Source organism: Sporosarcina sp. FSL K6-1508 (assembly GCF_038007465.1).
Taxonomy (GTDB): domain Bacteria; phylum Bacillota; class Bacilli; order Bacillales_A; family Planococcaceae; genus Sporosarcina; species Sporosarcina psychrophila_B.
The window spans coordinates 726,267-746,470 of the sequence record NZ_JBBOXF010000001.1 but is presented as its reverse complement, the minus strand read 5'-3'; the positions used below and the strand labels follow the sequence as shown (position 1 = coordinate 746,470).

At 41.9% G+C, this 20,204-nt stretch carries 22 protein-coding genes, 1 tRNA gene and 1 pseudogene; 21 read left to right on the top strand and 3 right to left on the bottom strand.

Features of this window, described 5'->3' with window-relative positions; translation table 11 throughout:
- Window positions 1-3 precede the first annotated feature (3 nt).
- On the bottom strand, window positions 4-897 hold the full coding sequence (gene garR, locus MKZ11_RS03465) for a 2-hydroxy-3-oxopropionate reductase (protein WP_340792644.1): 894 nt from the start codon (window positions 895-897) through the stop codon (window positions 4-6).
- Between the two features lie 218 nt (window positions 898-1,115).
- Here garR and MKZ11_RS03460 point away from each other — a divergent pair, with 218 nt between their 5' ends.
- The 9 genes and pseudogenes from MKZ11_RS03460 to MKZ11_RS03420 all read left to right on the top strand — a co-directional run bounded on the left by MKZ11_RS03460 (window position 1,116) and on the right by MKZ11_RS03420 (window position 6,629).
- Window positions 1,116-1,781, top strand: coding sequence for a GntR family transcriptional regulator (locus MKZ11_RS03460; RefSeq protein WP_340792643.1), 666 nt, complete (start codon window positions 1,116-1,118; stop codon window positions 1,779-1,781).
- Between the two features lie 101 nt (window positions 1,782-1,882).
- On the top strand, window positions 1,883-2,335 hold the full coding sequence (locus tag MKZ11_RS03455; RefSeq protein WP_340792642.1) for a DUF4362 domain-containing protein: 453 nt from the start codon (window positions 1,883-1,885) through the stop codon (window positions 2,333-2,335).
- 59 nt (window positions 2,336-2,394) lie between these two features.
- On the top strand, window positions 2,395-2,532 hold the full coding sequence (locus MKZ11_RS03450) for a hypothetical protein (protein WP_340792641.1): 138 nt from the start codon (window positions 2,395-2,397) through the stop codon (window positions 2,530-2,532).
- Window positions 2,533-2,720: 188 nt separating this feature from the next.
- Window positions 2,721-3,116: a VOC family protein gene (locus MKZ11_RS03445; RefSeq protein ID WP_340792640.1), complete on the top strand. Its 396-nt coding sequence runs from the start codon at window positions 2,721-2,723 to the stop codon at window positions 3,114-3,116.
- A 24-nt stretch (window positions 3,117-3,140) separates the two neighbouring features.
- Window positions 3,141-3,278, top strand: a pseudogene (locus tag MKZ11_RS03440) (cysteine hydrolase); the annotation flags it as partial.
- Between the two features lie 307 nt (window positions 3,279-3,585).
- Complete coding sequence (locus tag MKZ11_RS03435) at window positions 3,586-4,788, top strand: MFS transporter (RefSeq protein WP_340792639.1); 1,203 nt, start codon at window positions 3,586-3,588, stop codon at window positions 4,786-4,788.
- Window positions 4,789-4,974: 186 nt separating this feature from the next.
- Entirely contained in the window at window positions 4,975-5,706 is a 732-nt protein-coding gene (locus tag MKZ11_RS03430; protein ID WP_340792638.1) for a metallophosphoesterase family protein, read from the top strand.
- Between the two features lie 162 nt (window positions 5,707-5,868).
- Window positions 5,869-6,285 (top strand): MarR family winged helix-turn-helix transcriptional regulator, encoded by a 417-nt coding sequence (locus MKZ11_RS03425; RefSeq protein WP_340792637.1) that lies wholly within the window; start codon window positions 5,869-5,871, stop codon window positions 6,283-6,285.
- Window positions 6,276-6,629 carry a DUF3147 family protein gene (locus MKZ11_RS03420; RefSeq protein WP_340792636.1) on the top strand — a complete coding sequence of 118 codons (354 nt, stop codon included), beginning with the start codon at window positions 6,276-6,278 and terminating at the stop codon, window positions 6,627-6,629. The genes MKZ11_RS03425 and MKZ11_RS03420 overlap by 10 nt, the downstream gene beginning before the upstream one ends.
- A gap of 75 nt (window positions 6,630-6,704) precedes the next feature.
- On the opposite strand, the gene MKZ11_RS03415 is transcribed toward MKZ11_RS03420, so the two are convergent.
- A complete protein-coding gene (locus MKZ11_RS03415; protein ID WP_340792635.1) occupies window positions 6,705-6,878 on the bottom strand; it encodes an aspartyl-phosphate phosphatase Spo0E family protein in 174 nt (57 codons plus the stop codon).
- A gap of 199 nt (window positions 6,879-7,077) precedes the next feature.
- Here MKZ11_RS03415 and MKZ11_RS03410 point away from each other — a divergent pair, with 199 nt between their 5' ends.
- The 8 genes from MKZ11_RS03410 to MKZ11_RS03375 all read left to right on the top strand — a co-directional run bounded on the left by MKZ11_RS03410 (window position 7,078) and on the right by MKZ11_RS03375 (window position 12,826).
- Window positions 7,078-8,667 (top strand): putative polysaccharide biosynthesis protein, encoded by a 1,590-nt coding sequence (locus MKZ11_RS03410; RefSeq protein ID WP_340792634.1) that lies wholly within the window; start codon window positions 7,078-7,080, stop codon window positions 8,665-8,667.
- 11 nt (window positions 8,668-8,678) lie between these two features.
- Window positions 8,679-10,148 carry a nucleoside triphosphate pyrophosphohydrolase gene (gene mazG, locus MKZ11_RS03405; RefSeq protein ID WP_445326974.1) on the top strand — a complete coding sequence of 490 codons (1,470 nt, stop codon included), beginning with the start codon at window positions 8,679-8,681 and terminating at the stop codon, window positions 10,146-10,148.
- Window positions 10,135-10,425, top strand: coding sequence for an RNA-binding S4 domain-containing protein (locus MKZ11_RS03400; RefSeq protein WP_207151349.1), 291 nt, complete (start codon window positions 10,135-10,137; stop codon window positions 10,423-10,425). Before mazG ends, MKZ11_RS03400 begins: the two co-directional genes overlap by 14 nt.
- An 88-nt stretch (window positions 10,426-10,513) precedes the next feature.
- Window positions 10,514-10,810 carry a sporulation protein YabP gene (yabP, locus tag MKZ11_RS03395; protein ID WP_179393596.1) on the top strand — a complete coding sequence of 99 codons (297 nt, stop codon included), beginning with the start codon at window positions 10,514-10,516 and terminating at the stop codon, window positions 10,808-10,810.
- A complete protein-coding gene (gene yabQ, locus MKZ11_RS03390) occupies window positions 10,807-11,274 on the top strand; it encodes a spore cortex biosynthesis protein YabQ (RefSeq protein WP_340792633.1) in 468 nt (155 codons plus the stop codon). Before yabP ends, yabQ begins: the two co-directional genes overlap by 4 nt.
- A gap of 54 nt (window positions 11,275-11,328) precedes the next feature.
- Window positions 11,329-11,748 (top strand): FtsB family cell division protein, encoded by a 420-nt coding sequence (locus tag MKZ11_RS03385; RefSeq protein WP_340792632.1) that lies wholly within the window; start codon window positions 11,329-11,331, stop codon window positions 11,746-11,748.
- Between the two features lie 128 nt (window positions 11,749-11,876).
- Window positions 11,877-12,302: a S1 domain-containing RNA-binding protein gene (locus tag MKZ11_RS03380; RefSeq protein WP_340792631.1), complete on the top strand. Its 426-nt coding sequence runs from the start codon at window positions 11,877-11,879 to the stop codon at window positions 12,300-12,302.
- Between the two features lie 368 nt (window positions 12,303-12,670).
- A complete protein-coding gene (locus tag MKZ11_RS03375) occupies window positions 12,671-12,826 on the top strand; it encodes a hypothetical protein (protein WP_340792630.1) in 156 nt (51 codons plus the stop codon).
- Between the two features lie 289 nt (window positions 12,827-13,115).
- Here MKZ11_RS03375 and MKZ11_RS03370 read toward each other — a convergent pair.
- Window positions 13,116-13,189: transfer RNA gene (locus tag MKZ11_RS03370), tRNA-Met, on the bottom strand.
- Window positions 13,190-13,403: 214 nt separating this feature from the next.
- Between MKZ11_RS03370 and MKZ11_RS03365 the strand changes: the two genes are divergently transcribed.
- The 4 genes from MKZ11_RS03365 (at window position 13,404) to ftsH (ending at window position 20,113) form a co-directional block, all read left to right on the top strand.
- Window positions 13,404-15,821 carry a SpoIIE family protein phosphatase gene (locus MKZ11_RS03365; protein ID WP_340792629.1) on the top strand — a complete coding sequence of 806 codons (2,418 nt, stop codon included), beginning with the start codon at window positions 13,404-13,406 and terminating at the stop codon, window positions 15,819-15,821.
- An 84-nt stretch (window positions 15,822-15,905) separates the two neighbouring features.
- On the top strand, window positions 15,906-17,309 hold the full coding sequence (gene tilS, locus MKZ11_RS03360) for a tRNA lysidine(34) synthetase TilS (RefSeq protein ID WP_340792628.1): 1,404 nt from the start codon (window positions 15,906-15,908) through the stop codon (window positions 17,307-17,309).
- A 29-nt stretch (window positions 17,310-17,338) separates the two neighbouring features.
- Window positions 17,339-17,881 (top strand): hypoxanthine phosphoribosyltransferase, encoded by a 543-nt coding sequence (hpt, locus tag MKZ11_RS03355; protein ID WP_340792627.1) that lies wholly within the window; start codon window positions 17,339-17,341, stop codon window positions 17,879-17,881.
- Between the two features lie 204 nt (window positions 17,882-18,085).
- Window positions 18,086-20,113 carry an ATP-dependent zinc metalloprotease FtsH gene (gene ftsH, locus MKZ11_RS03350; protein ID WP_340792626.1) on the top strand — a complete coding sequence of 676 codons (2,028 nt, stop codon included), beginning with the start codon at window positions 18,086-18,088 and terminating at the stop codon, window positions 20,111-20,113.
- The last annotated feature ends 91 nt before the right edge of the window (window positions 20,114-20,204 follow it).

Here is a 20,204-nt window from a genome sequence, read left to right as displayed (position 1 = left end):
TACTTAAACTCTCCCAACTGTAACTTGTGCAAGTTTTTCATAATACTGAACAATCCCACCGTGATCATCCGCCGCTTTACCGTCGACTTTTAGAGCATGGAAAATTTCCAGTAGCTGGCTGGATAATGGCATAGGAACACCGATGCTATGCGCGGTTTCCATCACGTTTGTCATATCTTTTAAGTTAATATCAATTCTTCCACCAGCTACGAAGTTGCGATCAAGGATTAATGGCACTTTTGCATCTAGAACGGCACTTCCCGCTAATCCACCTCTAATAGCTTGGTACATTTTTTCTACATCGATGCCTGCTTTTGCAGCTAATACTAACGCTTCTGACATAGCAGCAATATTTAAGTTTACGATTACTTGGTTGGCTAACTTCGCGGTTGCTCCGCTTCCGTTCCCGCCGACTAGTGTTATCTCAGAACCCATTGCGAATAATATATCCTTTACTTGTTCAAACACTTCTTCTTTACCGCCAACCATTATCGCAAGCGTTCCGTCTTTCGCTTTCGGTTCCCCGCCACTAACAGGAGCATCTAACATTTCTACGCCTTGTTTTTCTGCTATTGCAGCAATTTCTTTTGAAACGACAGGGGAAATTGAACTCATATCAATAATAACGGCCCCTTTTTTCGCGCCACTAAGGACACCATTTTCACCCAACACAACTTGTTGTACATGATGAGAAGCGGGCAGCATTGAAATAATAACGTCACTATTTTCTCCAATACCTTTTGCAGAATCCGCTTTTTTTGCACCAGCATTTATCAATGTTTGTACTGCTTCTTTATTCAAATCATTCACCATCACTTCGTACCCTTTAGCTAATAAGTTCAATGCCATAGGTTTGCCCATGATACCTAAACCGATGAAACCAATTTTTTTTGACATAACAATTCCTCCTATTTAACTTAGTGTGGATTACTTTATTGTGTTAAATACTTTCAATTAATTGAATTTGTAACCGTTTACAATAACTATAACGGTTATATTGTATACCGTTTTTAAAATTTTGTACACATTTATACTCATATTGTATACGAAAATTTAGTTGTAACAATTATAGCTTTCTTTCTATATCTACATTTGATAAGTTAGTGGTAATTAGGTTGAAGGAAATAGGAGTGAAAGAAGTGACCCAAAACAATAAAAGCCCTCGCTCTGCTTACCATCAAGCATACGAAGTGATTCGTGATAGAATTTTAAACGGAGATATGCCAGGCGGCACCAAAGTTGTAGAAGAAAAATTAGCAGCAGAATTAGGGTTTAGCCGCACACCTATCAGAGACTCACTACGACAACTTGGCCATGAAGGACTTATCGTCAATAAAAAAGTTGTACAGCCTACAGAAAAAGATTTACGCAACTTATTTCAAGTAAGGATTCTTCTGGAAGGTTTCTCAGCGAAATCAGCAGCAACCTATTTGCCGGAGGAAGAATTAAACTCACTTTCCAATTGCGTTAGACTAGGAAGAGAAGGTACAGTCGAAGAGATAATGGACGCTAATGAGCGATTTCATAAAATTATCGTTCAAGCCAGTGGTAACGCTCTAATGATAGATACAATCGATCGCATGAAATCCATAATTTATCTTTTTCGCAAGACCGTAGTGCTTTATAATCGCCCGCGTTTAATAGATGAGCATGAGGAAATTTATGAAGCGATCAAAGCAAGAGACGGTGAAAAAGCAAAACAGCTAATGGAAGCTCATCTGAAGGAGGATTTAGATTTTTGCCTCCATATATTAAGAAGTTCAAATCATAATCGTATATAAATACTAAACGGCCCCCAACTTTCTTGGAATTGGGGGCCGTTTAATATGGAAAAAGGGTTTAAGTCAGTGACGTTGAACTTAATGTTTAAGGAGGGATTTAAGTGAAACCTTGTGTAAGGACTGGATTTATCCTTTTAATCTGTGTATGGCTTGCGGCGTGCGGAAACAGCATACAAGTAGGACATAAAAGCGGAGAGGTTTTTACGCCATATGATACAGATATTGTTCAGGTTGGAAATAAAGTAGAGAATTTGGAAGCCATGGATCAATTTGTGGAGGATTCAAAGAATGGAATAGAAAAAGAAGTTCGCTATATAGTTTTTGAAAATGAAAGCGCTGATCCTACGGCAGTTTATACGTTAAAAGCTCGCACAGATTCAGAAGCTGAATTAAGTTGGGTTGAGATATCACGGGATTGGAATTATGATGCAGAGGGTCATGACATTATTGAGCCGCAACAGTGTAGCAGCGTTTCCAAGGATACAGAACGAGGTGCATTTTATCTTAATGAATGCTTCCATACATGGGAGATTAAACTCATGCCTCTTAGCTAAAAAAACAAAAGTGAGTTAGGTGGAAGAAGAAAGTTAATTAACTCGCAGGAGTGATACATATGATTACTGAGCTCGTTAAAAATTGGACATCAATTTGTGTGAATAAAAACATTGCAGGAATCGGCTCTACAAGAAAAGTATATCGTTGGCAGAATTATGTTTTGAAGGTTCCTCTATATGAAATGGGGCACCTTTAATCTTTATTAGGGATAGCAGTAATTACGGGTTGAATGATAAAAATGAATTAGTGTTGATTGACTATGGGATGAGTAAGAAGCTGTATGAAGAAGCGTGGGTTCCGGCAGCTGAACGAGACCAGGTTAAGCGTTGTTTTACGTGTGGCAAAGAGTAAAATAGTAAACTTGAAAGTTTAGGAGGATGTCAATTGTCAAAAGGACTCATTCATCATCTGGAAATTTATGTTTCTGATTTAAAGAGCACCGTTGATTTTTGGAGTTGGTTTTTAGAGGAATTGGGATATAACCAGTTTCAAGAGTGGGAAGGTGGTATGAGTTGGAAAATAGAGGAAACGTATATCGTATTTGTACAAGCCGAAAAAAGGTTTCTTGATGTACCCTATCATAGGTGTCGGGTGGGTCTTAATCATCTAGCATTTCACGCACTGTCACGTCAGCATGTCGATGACGTGACGGTGAAATTAAGGGATAAAGGAGTAAGGGTACTCTATACTGCTGAGCATCCATTTGCGGGAGGGAAGGACCATTATGCTGTTTACTTTGAGGACCCAGATAGAATTAAAGTTGAATTGGTAGCGCCTTAATTTTCATTAGCTATCAATACATAACTAATTTCAGATGCAACAGCAACCTTTGGAATGAAGGACCAAAATGGTACCTATTATGATGCAGATACTTTACAGGCTATATCGCTAGCGACATTGCATGAAGAATTTGCAACAATACTGACAACAGAGCAACTTTAAAAAAAATACTTATAAAATTTTTCTTTGCTACTATGAAAATTAAACTTTGCGGGGACGATAGCTTTTAAGAAATCTATTGATAGTACTCAGAATATTTGTGTTCGAACACCTCAAATTGACGTATAATGGAGCCATATAACTCATTCTTACTACCTTTATAAACTTTATTGAATATAAGTGTTGTGTAATTAACTTTTGGTTATTTTATTTTGTAATTCAAAACATTAAATTTTAGGAGGCATTTGTCGAGTGTAAAACTACCCTGTATGAATCAGAATTAAATTTTGATTGTAAAGGGGTAGTAAGAATGAAGAGTGCATCTTTCCGTTTTCTATGGATTGGTCAATCAATGGCCAATTTGGGTGATATCTTTTATATTGTGGGGCTTATTTCAATTTTATATGCTTCGACAGAGTCACCATTTGTATTGGCGTTGGTACCGTTTCTCAATATGATGGGCCGTTTTAGTAGTGGGATGATTTCTCCGCTACTGTTAAATCGCTATCCACTGAAGACGCTGCTTGTTTATTCGCAAGTAAGTAAGACACTTTTATTGTGTTTGCTGGCGCTTATCTTAGTATTTCACATGACGCTGAGCATACTTGTTATAGTAAGTTTCGTATTTGCAATTGCTTTTTTAGATGGATGGGCAGCGCCGGCAAGCCAAGCAATGTTGCCGCGCTTGGTTCCCGAAAATGAACTTGTGAAAGCCAATAGCGTCTTTTCCATTATTTACGAAACTGTAAATTTAGGCGGATGGGCACTTGGTGGCCTGCTTGTTGCATTTTTAAGTGGTCAAAATGTTATTTTAATGACGGTGGCATTGTATTTGCTAGCTACTTTTTTGATGACTAAAATAGTTGATCCAACCAAATTCTACAGAAAAAAATCCGTAGGACGTAAGAGCGGTGAGTTAAAAGAAGGTTGGCATATTGTTTGGAGAAATCCGCTATATAAGAGCCTTTATGTGATCATCGTTTTTGAAGCCGTTGGAAATGTTGTATGGATTGCTTCTATCCTCTATGTCTTCGTGAATGAAATTCTTGGTGAGACTGAGGCTTGGTGGGGTTATATTAATACAACATTTTTCATTGGAATGGTCGTTGGTGGGATTATATGTTCACGTTTTACCTCGATATTTGAGAAGAATTTAAAGTATGTTTTGATTACTTTTTCTTTTGGAATCAGTATCCTGACACTTCTTTTTGGTTTATCGACGATTGCTTGGTTGTCCCTTGTCTTTTCGGGACTTAATGGGGTTTTTCAACAACTAAAAGCAATTGCCACAAACACATTTCTTCAAAAATCAGCCAGTTCTGAAGAACTCCCTAAAATTTACGCTGTGGAAAGTGCATTGGTGTCGTTATTATTTGCAGTTTCATCTTTAGTATTTGGTGCTCTTTCCGAAATATGGGATGTCCGAATCACATTTATTATTGCAGCAGTATTGTTAGGGGTGGCAGCAATTTATGCTGTGATCCGTCATCGACGTTTTTTTATTAAGGACTAAAACTTTCCGTTTGAAAGATAATCAGTACGAATAGGTAAACCACTCTAGCTTCGTAGACTTAGGGGTGGTTTACTTTTGGTTTTTACTTATACCCACCAATTAATTTTGCTCGTTTGATAGAGGTTACCAAGAAAGTCAATGAAGTGAAAATGTATTCAATCTTTACAGGACAGGAGGTGATTTCATATGGGAACAAAAGTAGCGGTTATTGCAGACGTTCATGGTAATAGTTCTGCTTTGCGTTCGGTGTTGGACGACATAGATAAGGACTCTGAAATTCAGCATATCTACTGTGTAGGAGATATGGTTGGTATCGGTCATGAAACAAACGAGGTTTTAGAGCTGTTGTTTTCTCGTCATGATATTTCTTTTGTAATGGGCAATCATGAAGAAGAATTTATAGCTATCTTGGAAGGAAGGGAATCACGAAGTATGGGAGGGGAAAAGGAACACCATGAATGGTTAGTTTCAAGAATGGATAAAAAATTCACATCAAAACTAAAGGAATTACCCAAGAAAATAATGGCTGAACATGAAGGGAAAAAGATCTTATTTATTCATTATCACTTAGACTCAAAGAATCAATTTCTTACGATTGATAATGCACCATCGGTAATAAAACTTGATGATCTATATATTGACTCCCCGGTAAATATGGTGTGTTTTGGTCACCATCATCCATTACATTTTTATAAATCAGACCAAAGATTATACCTTAACCCCGGTTCGTTAGGTTGTTATGACAAACCCTTTGCAAGATATGCTGTACTAAATATAGCCGCTAATATTGATGTGGAATTAAAAGAAATCCCTTATAATAATCGGGATTTCTTACTTGCGTATGAAGACTTAAATGTCCCAGTTAAAGATTTTATATTAAAGGTTTTTCACGGGGATCAACATTTATTTTTAGAATAAGAAGGTCTAAAACTATACGGGGTATCCTTCTTGAAAAAGGTACTTTACCTTTTTGTTTTAACTTAGTTGTTGGCTCACGATTTATTTGCACAATAATAAACTCTCCCTTTATATCTTACAATACGATACAATCGTATTGTAAGATATAAAGGAGTGGTATTTGTGAATAGTAAAATTACGCTATTAAATCAATATTGGACGGATATTTATTATCATTTACACTATCCACATAAAGAAAAGATCTCTCACCAAGTGGTCCGTATTCTTCAACTTGTAGATAAACAGGAAGAGATCGGAATCAATGAAATCGCTTCATACATACAAGTTTCACATAATACAGCTTCGGAACATGTTAAGAGAATGATTGAAAAGAGTTATGTAACAAAGGGAAGAGACCCTTCCGATGAAAGAAAGGTAATTCTTTATTTAACGGATTTAGGTGAGGAAGTTTTACATAGAAATACAAGGCTTGATGAAGACAAATTAGAAGAAGTGTTGAACAAACTAGATGATGTTGAAAAAGATTTAGTGGAACAGGCACTAAAGACTTTAAGTGAGCAAGCGAAACAATGTATGTAATAACGAAAATTATTGCTTCAGCTATCGTTATTGGTATTGTTACGGAGATTTCGAGAAGATTTCCTTCTTATGGAGGGATTATAGCTGCTCTTCCGCTGGTCAGTCTACTTAGCATTGTATGGCTGTATGTTCAAGGAGAACAAACAGCGACGTTAAGCAAGTTTGCATTAGGGGTACTTTGGGGATTTCCTGCAACCGCTTTTTTGTTAGTAATCGTTTACATAGCCTTACAAAATTCTGTTCATTTATTCATATCCATCGGTTTAGGAGTATGTGGCTGGTTACTCTTTTTATTGGTTCAAGAAATTGTTTTAAAGTACGTAAAAGTTCTTTTCTTAAGTTAACGAAGCGGTTTATAACAAAAAGGAGCTAAAACCCTAGCGGTTTACAGTTCCTTTTTGTTTGTATGCAGGAGATGGTTATTGTATGGTTCGGATACCTTGATACCTATTCAATAATAGATCCAACTCTTGGCTACATGCGACGACAATCGGATGAGTCAAACCAAAATGTTTTGCTTTAGTATACATATCGTTTCTCTTTGATTTTATGAGTACTGATAAGATCCGTTTTTTTGGAATTGTTTTTATCATTTTTAGCCCCTCCGTTTTCCTTTTTTATCATCTTTTATTTTTAAATGTAATTTACAGTAAGATGTTTACAAATAACATATCTATGTCTTTCCCATAAATTCTAACAATTAAACCTATTTAGTATAATCTTCAGAAAATTATGTCGTTACTCAATCATGGTATAATAGCTACACTATGCAGGAAAGAAAGAGGCACGGATATGGAGCAACAGTGGAATATGAAAACATTTATGAAAGGCGCGTCAATTCTGACGATCTCTGCAATCATTGTAAAATTGTTGGGAGCAGTCTATCGGGTTCCGTTTCAAAACTTAGTCGGCGACAAAGGGTTTTATATTTATCAGCAAGTATACCCGTTCATTGGCATTTTTATTGTCTGGACGTCGTATGGTTTTGCGGTGGCTGTATCGAAGCTGCTTGCGGGAAGTACGAGTCGAGGTGAAGCAAAAGCGATGATGCGTGTGGCATTTACATATCTTCTTATATTATCAATAAGCTTTTTTGTTCTACTAACTGTTTTTGCTCCGTTTTTCGCGCGTTCCATGGGCGATGCTGAGCTCGTTCCTCTTCTGCGGGCGGGCGCGTATATCGTTCTGCTCATGCCGGCATTAGCCGTTTTGAAGGGCTCATTCCAATCGGAAGGGCGGATGGTGCCGGTTGCAGTTTCGGGTGTAGGTGAGCAGGCATTTCGTGTAACGGTCATCCTCGTTGGCACATGGATTGCGGTGCGATCAGGCGCTTCACTTTATACAGCGGGCGAAGTGGCGATGTGGGGGGCGGTTGTCGGAGAAAGTGCTGGTGTTATTATACTTGCGCTCTATTTTCGGAATAAGTTTAAAGGACCATTAGAAAAAGTGGACACATGGCAAGTCGTGAAAGAATTGACGGTTGTCAGTTTGGGGGTCAGTGCAAGTTCACTCATTCTCCTGCTGTTTCAATTAGCCGATTCCTTTACAATTTATAATACTCTCTTATCTAACGGTTTTGCGGAAGAACCAGCTATGGTAATGAAAGGTGTCTATGATCGTGGACAGCCGCTCGTGCAAATGGGGATTCTCATTGCATCGACATTGGCGCTCGCAATTGTTCCTCTCATCGCTCATCACTCGACCAAAAAAGCTGGCCGGGGTGCATTGCCGTTTATCCGGCTAACGTTCAGGACGGCATTTCTTTTCGGCTGGGCAGCTGCTGCAGGACTTGCGCTTGTTTTACCCTATGTAAATGAAATGCTGTTTGAAACACGCGACGGTTCTGTTACACTCATCATTTTCTCGCTGCAAATTCTCTGGTTATCACTTATTTTACCTTTAACGGCGATGCTACAAGGCGCGGGAAGAGTGAAGGTACCGACGCTCCTGCTCATTGGTGGACTGGTTATAAAAATCATTGCTAATCAGCTCCTGATCCCTGTATGGGATGTCGCGGGAGCAGCAATTGCAGGCAATATTGGTTTCGCAGCGATTACAGTCGGACTACTACTGTATTTTAAAAAGGTATGGCCAATTCGCCTTGCACCGGCACGTTTTTATGGATGGGTGATTGTGGCGTCTGTCTGCATGATAGCAGTTGTCTTACCATGGATGATCGTTGCAGACGGGTTTTTATTCGACAAGTTACCGAATCGGGTTGGAGCGACGCTTATCGCATTAACCTCCGTCGCGGCAGGTGCGAGTATTTTCCTTTTCGTCATTATGAAATCACGTATAATGGCAGAGAAGGAATGGTTTCTTCTGCCATTCGGCAAACGTTTGGCTACATTGCAATTACAACTCAATAAGTCTAGGAAATGAAGGTGAATGACGTGCATCAGTTAACAATTATCGGTCTTGGTGCAGGTGACCTTGACCAATTGGCCCTCGGGACATACCGGAAATTAAAAGAAGCAAACCGCATCGTAGCACGCACGGATCAGCACCCCGCTGTTGTGGAATTAAGGGCAGAAGGAATCGTGCTGACAAGCTTCGATGAAATTTATGAAAAACATGATTCGTTCGAGCAAGTTTATGATGAAATCGTAGAACAGCTACTCAACATGTGTGCAGAACAACCAGTGACCTATGTTGTACCCGGGCATCCACTCGTGGCAGAACGTACGGTACAATTATTAGTTGAAAAAGAACGCGAAGGCGTCGTCCAGCTTGAAATTGCGGGCGGAAACAGTTTTCTTGACCCGATTTTCGCAGCATTGCGAATTGACCCGATTGAAGGATTTCAACTGCTCGACGGGACGGATATGAAACGCGATGATGTCCATATGACACAGCATATTCTTATTGGACAAGTGTATGATTCATTCGTGGCGTCTGAAGTGAAATTATCACTGATGGAGAAGTATGCTTACGATCATCCAGTGACGATTGTAACCGCGGCAGGTTCGACGGGCGAGCAATTGATTTCAGTGCCGCTGTTTGAACTGGATCGTGTGACCGAAATTAATAATTTGACGACGGTATATGTTCCTCCTGTAATTGAACGGGAAGCACGGCTGAAAGACTGGTCGACGTTCAGGGATATTATTGCTGCACTGCGCGCTCCGGACGGTTGCCCTTGGGACCGTGAACAAACGCATTCATCATTGAAACGGTATCTGATTGAAGAAGCGCATGAACTGCTTGAAGCAATCGATAATGAAGATGATAATGCGGTGATTGAAGAACTTGGCGATGTGTTGCTGCAGGTGTTCCTACATGCTCAAATTGGCGAAGACGATGGTTATTTTGCTATGGAAGACGTGCTTCAATCGATTGGTTCGAAAATGATTCGCCGACACCCGCATGTTTTCGGAGACAAAAATGTGGAAAATTCCGAAGAAGTTCTTCAAAATTGGCAGGAAATCAAACAACAGGAAAAACCGCAAGCTGAATCACTCTTAGAAGGTCAAGAACGTCCTTCTTCCTCACTTTTAACATCGCTTAATTATCAAAAAGAGGCAGCGAAGGTTGGGTTTGATTGGCCGACAATTGACGGTGCATTTGAAAAGTTTGAAGAAGAATGGATGGAGTTCCGCAAAGAGTTGGAAAGTGGAACGAAATATAGTCAAATGGATGAGCTAGGCGATGTTCTATTCACAATCGTCAACATTTCCCGTTTTCTCAAGCTATCGCCGGAAGAAGCGATGGTCCATGCAAATCAAAAATTCAGCAGACGGTTTTCATTTGTCGAAAAGAGTGTGAAAGATGGACACGGCAAGTTTACTGACTATACACTTGATGAACTCGAAGTATTTTGGCAATTAGCGAAAAAAGGGGAAGATAATCATGAGACTCGATAAATTCTTGAAAGTATCCCGCCTTATCAAAAGGCGTACATTGGCGAAACAAGTGGCCGATCAAGGCCGTATAACGATTAATGAAAAAGTCGCCAAGGCATCGTCCGTCGTAAAAGAAAGCGACGAACTTGCGATCCGTTTTGGTCAGAAGATTGTAACGGTGAAAATCAATATGTTAAAAGATACAACGAAAAAAGACGATGCTGCTTCAATGTACACCATATTGAAGGAAGAAAAACTTGAAAAAGTGGAACCGGAATTCATGGACGACGAAGACTGATCAACATGGCGGGGAATTTCCCTGTCATGTTTTTTTATATCCCGGCATAAGATGGCTGTGAACGTACAAGCAAAGGGGGAAGCATATAATGCAATTTCAAACTGACAGTCCTACGTACGCAATTCCATCAGGAGACCATGTCGTGACTATGCGCAACAGAAAACGAATGGATCTTACATCGGTAAAATCGATCGACCGCTTCGATCAGGAAGAGTTTCTCGTTCGGACATCTCAAGGATTATTGCAAATCCGGGGAGAGGAACTGCGCATCGTTCATCTCGATGTCGATAAAGGGCTCCTTACATTGGAGGGCACGGTCGCCACGATTCAATATGACGAAGAAGAATCAGGCTCAAAAGGTTTCCTCCATAAATTGTTTGGATGAGTCTATCCGTCCAGTTTCTTAGCCTGCTCGCTATGATTGGGACGGGCATTGTTGCCGGAGCATTCATGGACATGATTGGAACAGGTACCGCGCAAGCCGGCAAGAAATCAATTATTCGAAAGCGTGCGGCCTGGCTCGAAGTAATTGGATGGGTACTAGTCGGATGTTGGACTTTTTATATCCTTTATCTTGTAAGGGATGGGGCATGGCGGATATATGATCCGTTTGCACAGATTAGTGGAATGCTACTTTACGTAACTATCTTCTATAAGCCATTCCGCCTTTTCGGAAGGATCTTATTGCTGGTGTTTGTAAAGCCACTCTGGTTCATTGCTCGGCTGATCGTATCCATCATCCGTTATATCGTACGTTTTATCATGAAAGTCATTAAAGTTCTCTTTACACCATTTGTTAAATTGTACCGTATCGTTTCCAGAAAACTCTTTAAAAGAAGAGCGAAATGATATACAATGTATGAACTAACAAATTGTATCGTGTGAAGAGAGGAAGTGCAGAACTTGGAACAAAAGCAGCAGAGGAAATCGTCCGAAAGGGTCGCATCGATTCAAACTGAATATGTCCGCTCACTTCAAAAGAAAGAAACGAGAAAGAATGCGCGGAAAGTCCGTTTATATCGTAGACTGACAGTGTTTGCTTTTGCTGCGGCCATTATTCTCGGTGGTATGACCAATATGTTTATTAACCAGAAACATGCATTGGCGGCGAAGGAACTGCAAAAAGTTGAGACAATGGCCGAGCTTGAAGAGGTGCAAGAAGAGAAGGAGATACTGGAAAGACAACTCGTGAAGTTGAATGACGATGACTATATCGCAAAACTCGCGCGCAAAGAGTACTTCTTGTCTGAAAAGAATGAAATTATTTTCTCAATACCGGAAAATAAGAAAAAAACGGATAAAAAAGACGACAGAAAAGAGTAGTCTTATTGACACTCTTTTTTTATTGGCTATAATAGAAGTAAGGATCCTGTATTTTACAGGGTCATTAATACGGTTGCAAGGCTCCCAGCGCGGGGCCCGCTTAAATTTTAAGGAGGAGCATTTTTTTTATGTCAATTGAAGTAGGCAGCAAGCTAGAGGGTAAAGTAACAGGGATCACAAACTTCGGGGCATTTGTTGAGCTACCGAACGGTTCAACAGGCCTGGTCCATATAAGTGAAGTGGCGGACAATTACGTCAAAGACATTAATGATCATTTTAAAGTCGGTGACATGGTTGAAGTGAAAGTGATGAACGTCGGTGCAGATGGTAAAATCGGGTTGTCGATCAGAAAAGCGAAGCCTGAATCTGAGCAGCGTCCAGAACGTCCTCAACGCCCGCAACGTCCGCGTCAAGGTGGTCGTCCTACTACAGATCGCCCGGAGAACTTTGAACAGAAAATGGCAAAGTTCATGAAAGATAGCGAAGAGCGTCTCTCTACTTTGAAGAGAGCGACGGAATCGAAACGCGGTGGCCGTGGCGCAAGCAGAGGATAACTTGCTAGCTGTTTCAATTCATGAAAAAATGTACTAATAGCATAGAGAAAAGCGGCAAACAAGGGCACTACACTTGTTTGCCGCTTTTTGATTTTTACATATAGAAGGTTTCTGGGATCACTTTGCAGATAAAGAAGAAAGTCATGGGGAATGCATGCGAATTCATGGCAATTCGGAAGATAGTCATGGCTCGCGAGACAGTTCGTGGCAACTTGCTTGGAATTCATGGGGGATGTTCTCGAATTCATGGCAATTCGGAAGATAGTCATGGCTCGCGAGACAGCTCGTGGCAACTTGCACGGAACTCATGGGGAAAGCCCGCGAATTCATGGCAATTCGGAAGATAGTCATGGCTCGTGAGACAGTTCATGGCAACTTGCCTGGAATTCATGGGGGATGTTCTCGAATTCATGGCAATGCGGAAGATAGTCATGGCTCGTGAGACAGTTCATGGCAACTTGCACGGAATTCATGGTAAAAGCCTTCGAATTCATGGCAATCCGGCAGATAGTCATGGCGCGTGAGGCAATTCATGGCAACTCGAGTGGAATTCATGGGGAAAGCCCGCAAATTCATGGCAATCCCGAAAATAGTCATATCTCGCACCAAAACTAGTATGCAAATTCAAAAAACTGTCACAGCTCACCAAATAATCTCTAGATTATTCATTTTAAAAAGCAGTCCCTGCATCGTAAATTCAAGATGCAGGGACTGCTTTTTAAATTAATTATAGTCTTGCTCCAACTCTAAAACGCTTGGTCATAAACCGTCTTATGTCTGTAGAGTCTGAACGGTCTTCTTGTATTTCATTAATGGCGGCAGAGGGGATCGAACCCCCGACCTCACGGGTATGAACCGTACGCTCTAGCCAGCTGAGCTACGCCGCCTTTGTATATTCTAGCAAGTGCTTGTTTCGACTTAATCAGAACAACAATATTTATAATACAATCGAACCAATCATGTGTCAACCCATCTTATGAAAAAAGAAAAAACAGTTCGGAAAGAGTCGAAACATTTTGTTCATTCACTGTCATGAACAGACAATTTCTTTTGATCTGCCTATGTATACTCAAGGCATAGTAGACATAGGGGGAATGGGAAATGAAACTAATGGAACATGTAGTGCGTCCGGTGAGCTATCCAATTGGCATGTATGTCGAAATGATTGGTAAACGAAAAATGCATATTTTAGTTGCGACCCTATTCTTATTTGGTTCTTTTTTCTTGTCGCAAGCCGTATTGTTTGATGCAGCTGTCCCTTTTTTCTTGCCGGTCTGGGCATTGGCGCGAGCGCGTTTCAGAAAGCATCTGATATGGGTGTTCATCGGAGGGATGTTCGGGAGCGCGTTTCTTGGTCTCGGACAGGCTGTTATTCATTTACTCATGCTCGCTTTATTCAATGCGGTCATTAAGTATCCGCTAATGCGGAAGTCAATTCCGCTAACAGTGGCAGGAAGTATCATCGTTGTTCAAGTGTTATGGCAGTTTATTATGCATGTCGGGCAACCGCCAGTGAATGTGCAACTATATATTGGCTTTGAAGCAGTTCTCGCATTGTTCATGACTTTTTTCCTTTTTATCGCATTTCCTGCAGCAGATAGAATCTTTTTCGGCAAATGGACGCCTGAACGGCTTGGTGCAGCATGTCTGGTCGGTGCGATGGCTACTACGGGCATGAGTGGAGTAATGTTAGGCCCTGTATCGGTTTCAGGGACACTCATCCATCTCACAATCTTACTCGCGGCACTTGTGGGAGGCCTTCCGTTTTCAACAACAATCGCAATGATCATCGCTGCTATTGTGGGTCTCGCAGAATTGTCGTTCACGGGAATGATGGCGGTATTTGGCATGACTGGTTTTTTTGCAGGCACGCTACGTCGTTTTGGGAAAGTTGGTATTGCGCTGGGCGGAGTCTCTGTGTCACTATTTTTCCTCATGTATGATTTGACATTGCCGCTTGATACTTCGCACTTTATAACAATTGCAACGGCAACTGTTATCTTTTTACTTATCCCATCGAAGAGACTCGAGCCAATTCGACGTGTCTTTTACCCAGAAAATACGGACACAAATGAAAAACGACAAAAATGGCTTGCTGAACGGCTTGACGAACAACTGTCTGATTTCCAACAGTTCTCTGAATTTATGTCAACGCTTGTTGGCGATCGATTTACATCCCGCACAAGTTCGGATGAACCGTCTGAGCAGGTTGTGCCAAAAATCTGTCAATCCTGTTTCCGTTACTCTAAGTGCTGGGAAAGTGCTGATAATGACATGGGCGGACTTCTTAGCGAATGGGAAGCGACCTATTCTATGACCAAAAAAGCTAAGCGCCATCGGGTTGAGGAAAAGATTAAATATAAGTGCATCCGGTTTAATGGATTGGTGACGGAACTTGAAGAACAGGCCGCTAATCGCTTATTGACGGGGCAACTTCAGCATGGTCGAAAAATGCTTGCGCTTCAATTACGGGATATGAGCACCCATCTCGACAAGATTATGAATGAAGTAAAGGAAGATTTGACGGTTTACAAGCCGGCCGAAGAAGAGTTGGCGAAGCGGCTTCAAGAGAAAGATATTGAATACTTTCAGATTGATGTCTTGTCAGGAGAGCGGGGAGCACGTCGCATTATCTGCTGTATCCCTGAAAAAAGATCTGACTTTGAAACGGACACGACAGTGGCGGAGAGGTTTATACTGCCGATTCTGGAAGAGATGTATGACGAACCGTTCCGCGTCGCAAAATCTGCGGTTCTGCAAGACCCTTTTCCACATATTCAATTGACATTCGGTTCGGCGGTCCGCTTTTCACTGGATTACGGGATTGTTGCGACAGCGGGCGGTGAAACATTCCATGCAGGTGATGCTTATGAAGTGTTCCCGATCCATGAAGGGTTGACGGCGGTCCTGTTGTCGGATGGGATGGGACAGGATTTGAATGCATATCGTGAGAGTCGAAAAGTAATTCGTCTAATGCGGGAATGCTTGGATCGGAAAATGGACCCTGAAACAGCTATGCATACACTTCACTATATGATGTCTCTGAATGGTTTAGATGATATGTACGCTACGCTTGACTTAGCGCTTATCGATTTACAGGACGGTCGCATCTGGTCGTGGAAAGCCGGGTCGATGAGTACGTATATTAAACGAGGGGATGATTTTTTAAGACTTGATAGCAAATCCGTGCCAGTTGGTTTTCTTCCCTCTTTTTCTGTTGAGGCAAAAAATGAAGAGTTAAAATCAGGTGATATTATAATGATGGTAACGGATGGTATTTTCAATGGCGATATCCCGCTTGAAAAACAAGAAAAGACGTTGTATAGCACCCTTGAAAAGTACGGAAGTTTTGACTGTGACAAAATTGCGGACCGCATTATGCAGGAAATGGAGAGGAAGTTCGGTGTGATAGGAGATGACCGAACGGTGTTAATTATGAAAATCGATCACGTACTCCCCAAGTGGTCAAGCTTTACTCCATATTCACAACTTATTTCCCGGGAAAACGTGGTTGGCTGACTATACCCCCCACTTATCTTGAAGTGGGGGTATTCTATGGTAAAATTTAATTAAAGAGTTTGTTGAAAAGGAGGAAGCCCGGCAATGAATAGATTTAAACAGACAATTTTCCATTTCGTAAAAGAATGGTCACTTGTCGCCCCGGGGGACCGTGTTCTTGTCGCCTGCTCAGGTGGCGTCGACTCGGTGGCACTTTTAGATTTCATGGCTTCGAATCGAGACAGGATGGGAATTGAAGTTGCCGCAATTCACGTCGATCATAAATTGCGCGGAGAAGAGTCTGCCGCAGACGGTGCATTAGTGGAAAGGCTTTGTGAAACATATAAAATCCCGTTTTTTGGCGGGAGTGTTCCGGTTCCTGAAATTATTGAGAACGAAGGCGGTAATGTGCAAGCTGTCTGTCGTGACGGACGTTATGCCTTTTTCACTAAAATTATGCAAAAACACCATTATCATATTTTGGCGACAGCGCACCATGCAGAAGATCAGCTGGAGACGGTACTTATGCAAGTGACGAAAGGTAATCGGCCTTCCGGTATTCCTGTAAAACGCGAAGTCGATGGCGGGCTTCTTATTCGTCCTTTCCTGCCAGTCATGAAAGCAGATCTTCATTCATACGTTGCAGAAAATGACTTACATTATCGTGAAGATCCTAGCAATGCAAGTGACGCCTATTTGCGAAACCGTTTTCGTCACCGAATTGTTCCATTTATTCTTGATGAAAATCCGGGAGCCGCTGAAAATGCAGTGAAAATGTCTGGCTGGTTGCAGGAAGATGAAGAGCTGCTTGAAACACTGGCAAAGGACCGTTTTGATAGAATTACCAGATTCACAGAAGCGGGCCTGCCTATCGTTGATGGAAATGCATTTTCCAACATGCACCAAGCTTTACAAAGACGGATGATTACACTACTATTGAGGTATCTTTACAATGGGGAAATTATGCCCGTAAAATATAATTCCGCGCTTATAAGCCAACTATTGCACCATCTATCTTCGCAAAACGGGAATGTATCCGTTCACCTTCCACGCGGTTACCGATTCATTCGGGAATATGACGTGCTGACATTCGTTCGCGATACACCAACTGAGGAAATGGATTCGCAAAAAGTGTTGCCGAAAGGCGTTTGGACCCGCTGGGGAAATGATTTACAGCTTTGTTGGACCGAAGTGGGTAATCTCGATACGGAGTTATTCACGGATACAGATGATACCATGTATTTTGACTTGCCTTATTCCGCGCTTCCTCTGTCCATCAGGAGAAGAGAGGATGGGGATCGAATCTTGTTACCAGGGATGACACATCCGAAACGTTTATCTAGGTTGTTTATCGATGAAAAGGTTGGCATGACAGAACGCGACCGATTACCGGTAATCATTACAGCGCAAGGTGAAATTTGTGCAGTTCCAGGTGTACGGTATGGAGTGGCATTTTCGCGAAACAAGACAGATCAAAGTAAGTACATAGTTAGAACAAGAAAGATATAATTGATTTACATGAAAGAGGAGGAATTTCGATGTTGAAGAAAGATATCGAAGAAGTGCTAATTACAGAAGAAGAGATTCAAGAGAAAATCCGTGAGCTTGGTGCAGTGTTGACCGAAGAATATCAAGACAAGTTCGTACTTGCGATTGGTGTACTTAAAGGTGGGCTACCTTTCATGAGTGATCTCATTAAGCGCATCGATGCTTACATCGAACTCGATTTCATGGATGTTTCAAGTTACGGCAATGCAACTGTTTCGTCGGGTGAAGTGAAAATCGTCAAAGACTTGAACACAAGTGTCGAAGGGCGCGATGTACTTATTATTGAAGACATTATCGATAGCGGGAAAACATTAAGTTACCTCGTTGAACTGATGAAATACCGAAAAGCGAATTCCATTAAAATCGTCACTCTCCTTGATAAGCCGTCAGGCCGGAAAGTGGATTTGAAAGCAGATTATGTAGGTTTCAACGTACCGGACGCGTTTGTTGTCGGTTACGGACTTGATTACATGGAGAAATACAGAAACTTGCCTTATATTGGCGTGTTAAAAAAGGAAATCTATTCTTTCTAAACACTTTTGAAAAATCTTTTAAAGGGCCCGCGGAATTCTTTCTTGACGATAAGAGGGAATTAGCTATTGAACTAAAAAGCTGTCTAGGCTTCAGCGCCTAGAGGCACTTACGCTTTTCCGTCAAGGCATTTCCTTTGTAGGTTGAATCAGACCTGTGATAAGATTTACACTAGTTTTCTGTCTAATGAAATGAGGAGGCTTGGGATGAATCGAATACTTCGATACTTTCTATTATACGGACTGATATTTCTTGCAATCATGGGGATATTCAGTTCACTAAACAATACAAATCCGAAACAAAAAGAGATCCGGTATGATGAATTTATTACTGCGATGGAAGAAGGAAAGGTTACGTCGGTTACCTTGCAGCCAGTTCAGCTTGTCCTTGAAGTGAAAGGGAAGATGAAAGGTTATAAGGAAGGCGAAGAATTCGTAACGAATGTTTTGAACGATGTCGCCATACAAGATGACATCCGTTCACTTGCTACACAAACCCAAACGGATGTTGAAATCTTGCCAACTCCTGTTGCAAGCGCATGGGTATCCTTCTTCACGGGTCTTCTACCGTTCATCATCATCTTTATCCTGTTCTTCTTCCTGTTAAATCAGGCACAAGGCGGAGGCGGCGGTGGTGGCCGTGTGATGAACTTCGGTAAGAGTAAGGCGAAGCTTCATACGGATGACCGTAAAAAGGTTCGTTTCACAGATGTTGCAGGCGCAGACGAAGAGAAAGCGGAACTTGTGGAAGTCGTTGATTTCCTGAAAGATTCAAGTAAATTCGTTGAAGTTGGCGCGCGTATTCCTAGAGGGATCCTGTTAGTCGGACCTCCGGGTACAGGTAAAACGTTATTGGCACGTGCGGTTGCAGGTGAAGCGGGTGTTCCGTTCTTCTCAATCTCAGGTTCCGATTTCGTAGAAATGTTCGTTGGGGTCGGGGCATCCCGTGTACGTGATCTTTTCGAAAATGCCAAAAAGAATGCACCATGTATTATTTTCATCGATGAAATCGACGCGGTCGGACGCCAGCGTGGCGCAGGTCTCGGGGGCGGGCACGATGAACGTGAACAAACGCTGAACCAGCTGCTTGTTGAAATGGATGGTTTCGGTGAAAACGAAGGGGTTATCATCATTGCGGCGACAAACCGTCCTGACATCCTCGACCCAGCACTTCTTCGTCCTGGCCGTTTTGACCGTCAGATTACAGTTGGACGTCCAGATGTAAAAGGACGAGAAGCGGTTCTTCAAGTACATGCGCGCAACAAGCCGCTTGACGATACCGTCAATATGAAGGCTCTTGCACAGCGTACACCTGGATTCTCGGGTGCGGATCTTGAAAACTTATTGAACGAAGCGGCGCTAGTCGCGGCAAGACGCAACAAAACGAAAATCGATATGTCGGATATCGATGAAGCGACGGACCGTGTTATTGCGGGACCTGCGAAGACGACACGAGTCATTTCGAAAAAAGAACGTGATATTGTGGCATTCCATGAAGCGGGTCACGTTGTTGTAGGGCTTATGCTTGATGATGCTGAGATCGTTCATAAAGTTACAATCGTTCCTCGTGGGCAAGCGGGCGGTTATGCAGTCATGCTTCCGAAAGAGGACCGTTACTTCATGACTAAACCTGAACTTCTCGATAAGATTGCAGGACTGCTTGGCGGCCGTGTTGCAGAAGAAATTGTCCTTGGTGAAGTTTCTACTGGGGCTCACAATGACTTCCAGCGTGCAACTGGTATTGCGCGTTCGATGGTAACGGAATACGGCATGAGCGACAAGCTTGGCCCAATGCAGTTTGGTCAATCTCAAGGGCAAGTGTTCCTTGGTCGTGACTTCAACTCCGAACAGAACTATTCCGAGTCGATTGCGTACGAAATCGACCAAGAGATGCAACGTATCATTAAAGAACAATATGCCCGTACCAAAGAGATTCTTACAGGTAAACGGGAGTTGCTTGATTTGATCGCAACGACGCTTCTTGAAGTAGAAACGCTCGATGCCGAACAAATTAATCACCTGAAAGATCACGGCACATTACCTGATCGTCCATATGGCCGATATGGCTTAGATAATTTAGAGGAAGTTAAGAGTGTAGATATAACGGTTGGAGGCGATGACACAGTCATTTCCGATTCGACTGGCGCACCTACGGACCCATCAATCGGTGATTTACCGAATGAGTCTACTGGGGAACAGCCTCTTAAGCCGATCGACGAAGAACGCAGAGATTGAACAAAGAATGAAAGCTGACTGTTTCTTTTGAAGCAGTCAGCTTTTTTCTATCCATAAGAATGTGGTATGATGTGTTGGAAAATGACGAAGT

What these genes read in the sequence shown, in the direction of transcription:
- yabP (WP_179393596.1), top strand. Translation starts at nt 10,514, where the DNA reads ATGCAATTTCAAACTGACAGTCCTACGTACGCAATTCCATCAGGAGAC.
- garR (WP_340792644.1), bottom strand. Translation starts at nt 897, where the DNA reads ATGTCAAAAAAAATTGGTTTCATCGGTTTAGGTATCATGGGCAAACCT.
- yabQ (WP_340792633.1), top strand. Translation starts at nt 10,807, where the DNA reads ATGAGTCTATCCGTCCAGTTTCTTAGCCTGCTCGCTATGATTGGGACG.
- MKZ11_RS03380 (WP_340792631.1), top strand. Translation starts at nt 11,877, where the DNA reads ATGTCAATTGAAGTAGGCAGCAAGCTAGAGGGTAAAGTAACAGGGATC.
- hpt (WP_340792627.1), top strand. Translation starts at nt 17,339, where the DNA reads ATGTTGAAGAAAGATATCGAAGAAGTGCTAATTACAGAAGAAGAGATT.
- MKZ11_RS03435 (WP_340792639.1), top strand. Translation starts at nt 3,586, where the DNA reads ATGAAGAGTGCATCTTTCCGTTTTCTATGGATTGGTCAATCAATGGCC.
- MKZ11_RS03430 (WP_340792638.1), top strand. Translation starts at nt 4,975, where the DNA reads ATGGGAACAAAAGTAGCGGTTATTGCAGACGTTCATGGTAATAGTTCT.
- MKZ11_RS03400 (WP_207151349.1), top strand. Translation starts at nt 10,135, where the DNA reads ATGAGACTCGATAAATTCTTGAAAGTATCCCGCCTTATCAAAAGGCGT.
- MKZ11_RS03450 (WP_340792641.1), top strand. Translation starts at nt 2,395, where the DNA reads ATGATTACTGAGCTCGTTAAAAATTGGACATCAATTTGTGTGAATAAA.
- MKZ11_RS03365 (WP_340792629.1), top strand. Translation starts at nt 13,404, where the DNA reads ATGAAACTAATGGAACATGTAGTGCGTCCGGTGAGCTATCCAATTGGC.
- MKZ11_RS03420 (WP_340792636.1), top strand. Translation starts at nt 6,276, where the DNA reads ATGTATGTAATAACGAAAATTATTGCTTCAGCTATCGTTATTGGTATT.
- ftsH (WP_340792626.1), top strand. Translation starts at nt 18,086, where the DNA reads ATGAATCGAATACTTCGATACTTTCTATTATACGGACTGATATTTCTT.
- MKZ11_RS03410 (WP_340792634.1), top strand. Translation starts at nt 7,078, where the DNA reads ATGGAGCAACAGTGGAATATGAAAACATTTATGAAAGGCGCGTCAATT.
- tilS (WP_340792628.1), top strand. Translation starts at nt 15,906, where the DNA reads ATGAATAGATTTAAACAGACAATTTTCCATTTCGTAAAAGAATGGTCA.
- MKZ11_RS03375 (WP_340792630.1), top strand. Translation starts at nt 12,671, where the DNA reads ATGGCAACTTGCCTGGAATTCATGGGGGATGTTCTCGAATTCATGGCA.
- MKZ11_RS03415 (WP_340792635.1), bottom strand. Translation starts at nt 6,878, where the DNA reads ATGATAAAAACAATTCCAAAAAAACGGATCTTATCAGTACTCATAAAA.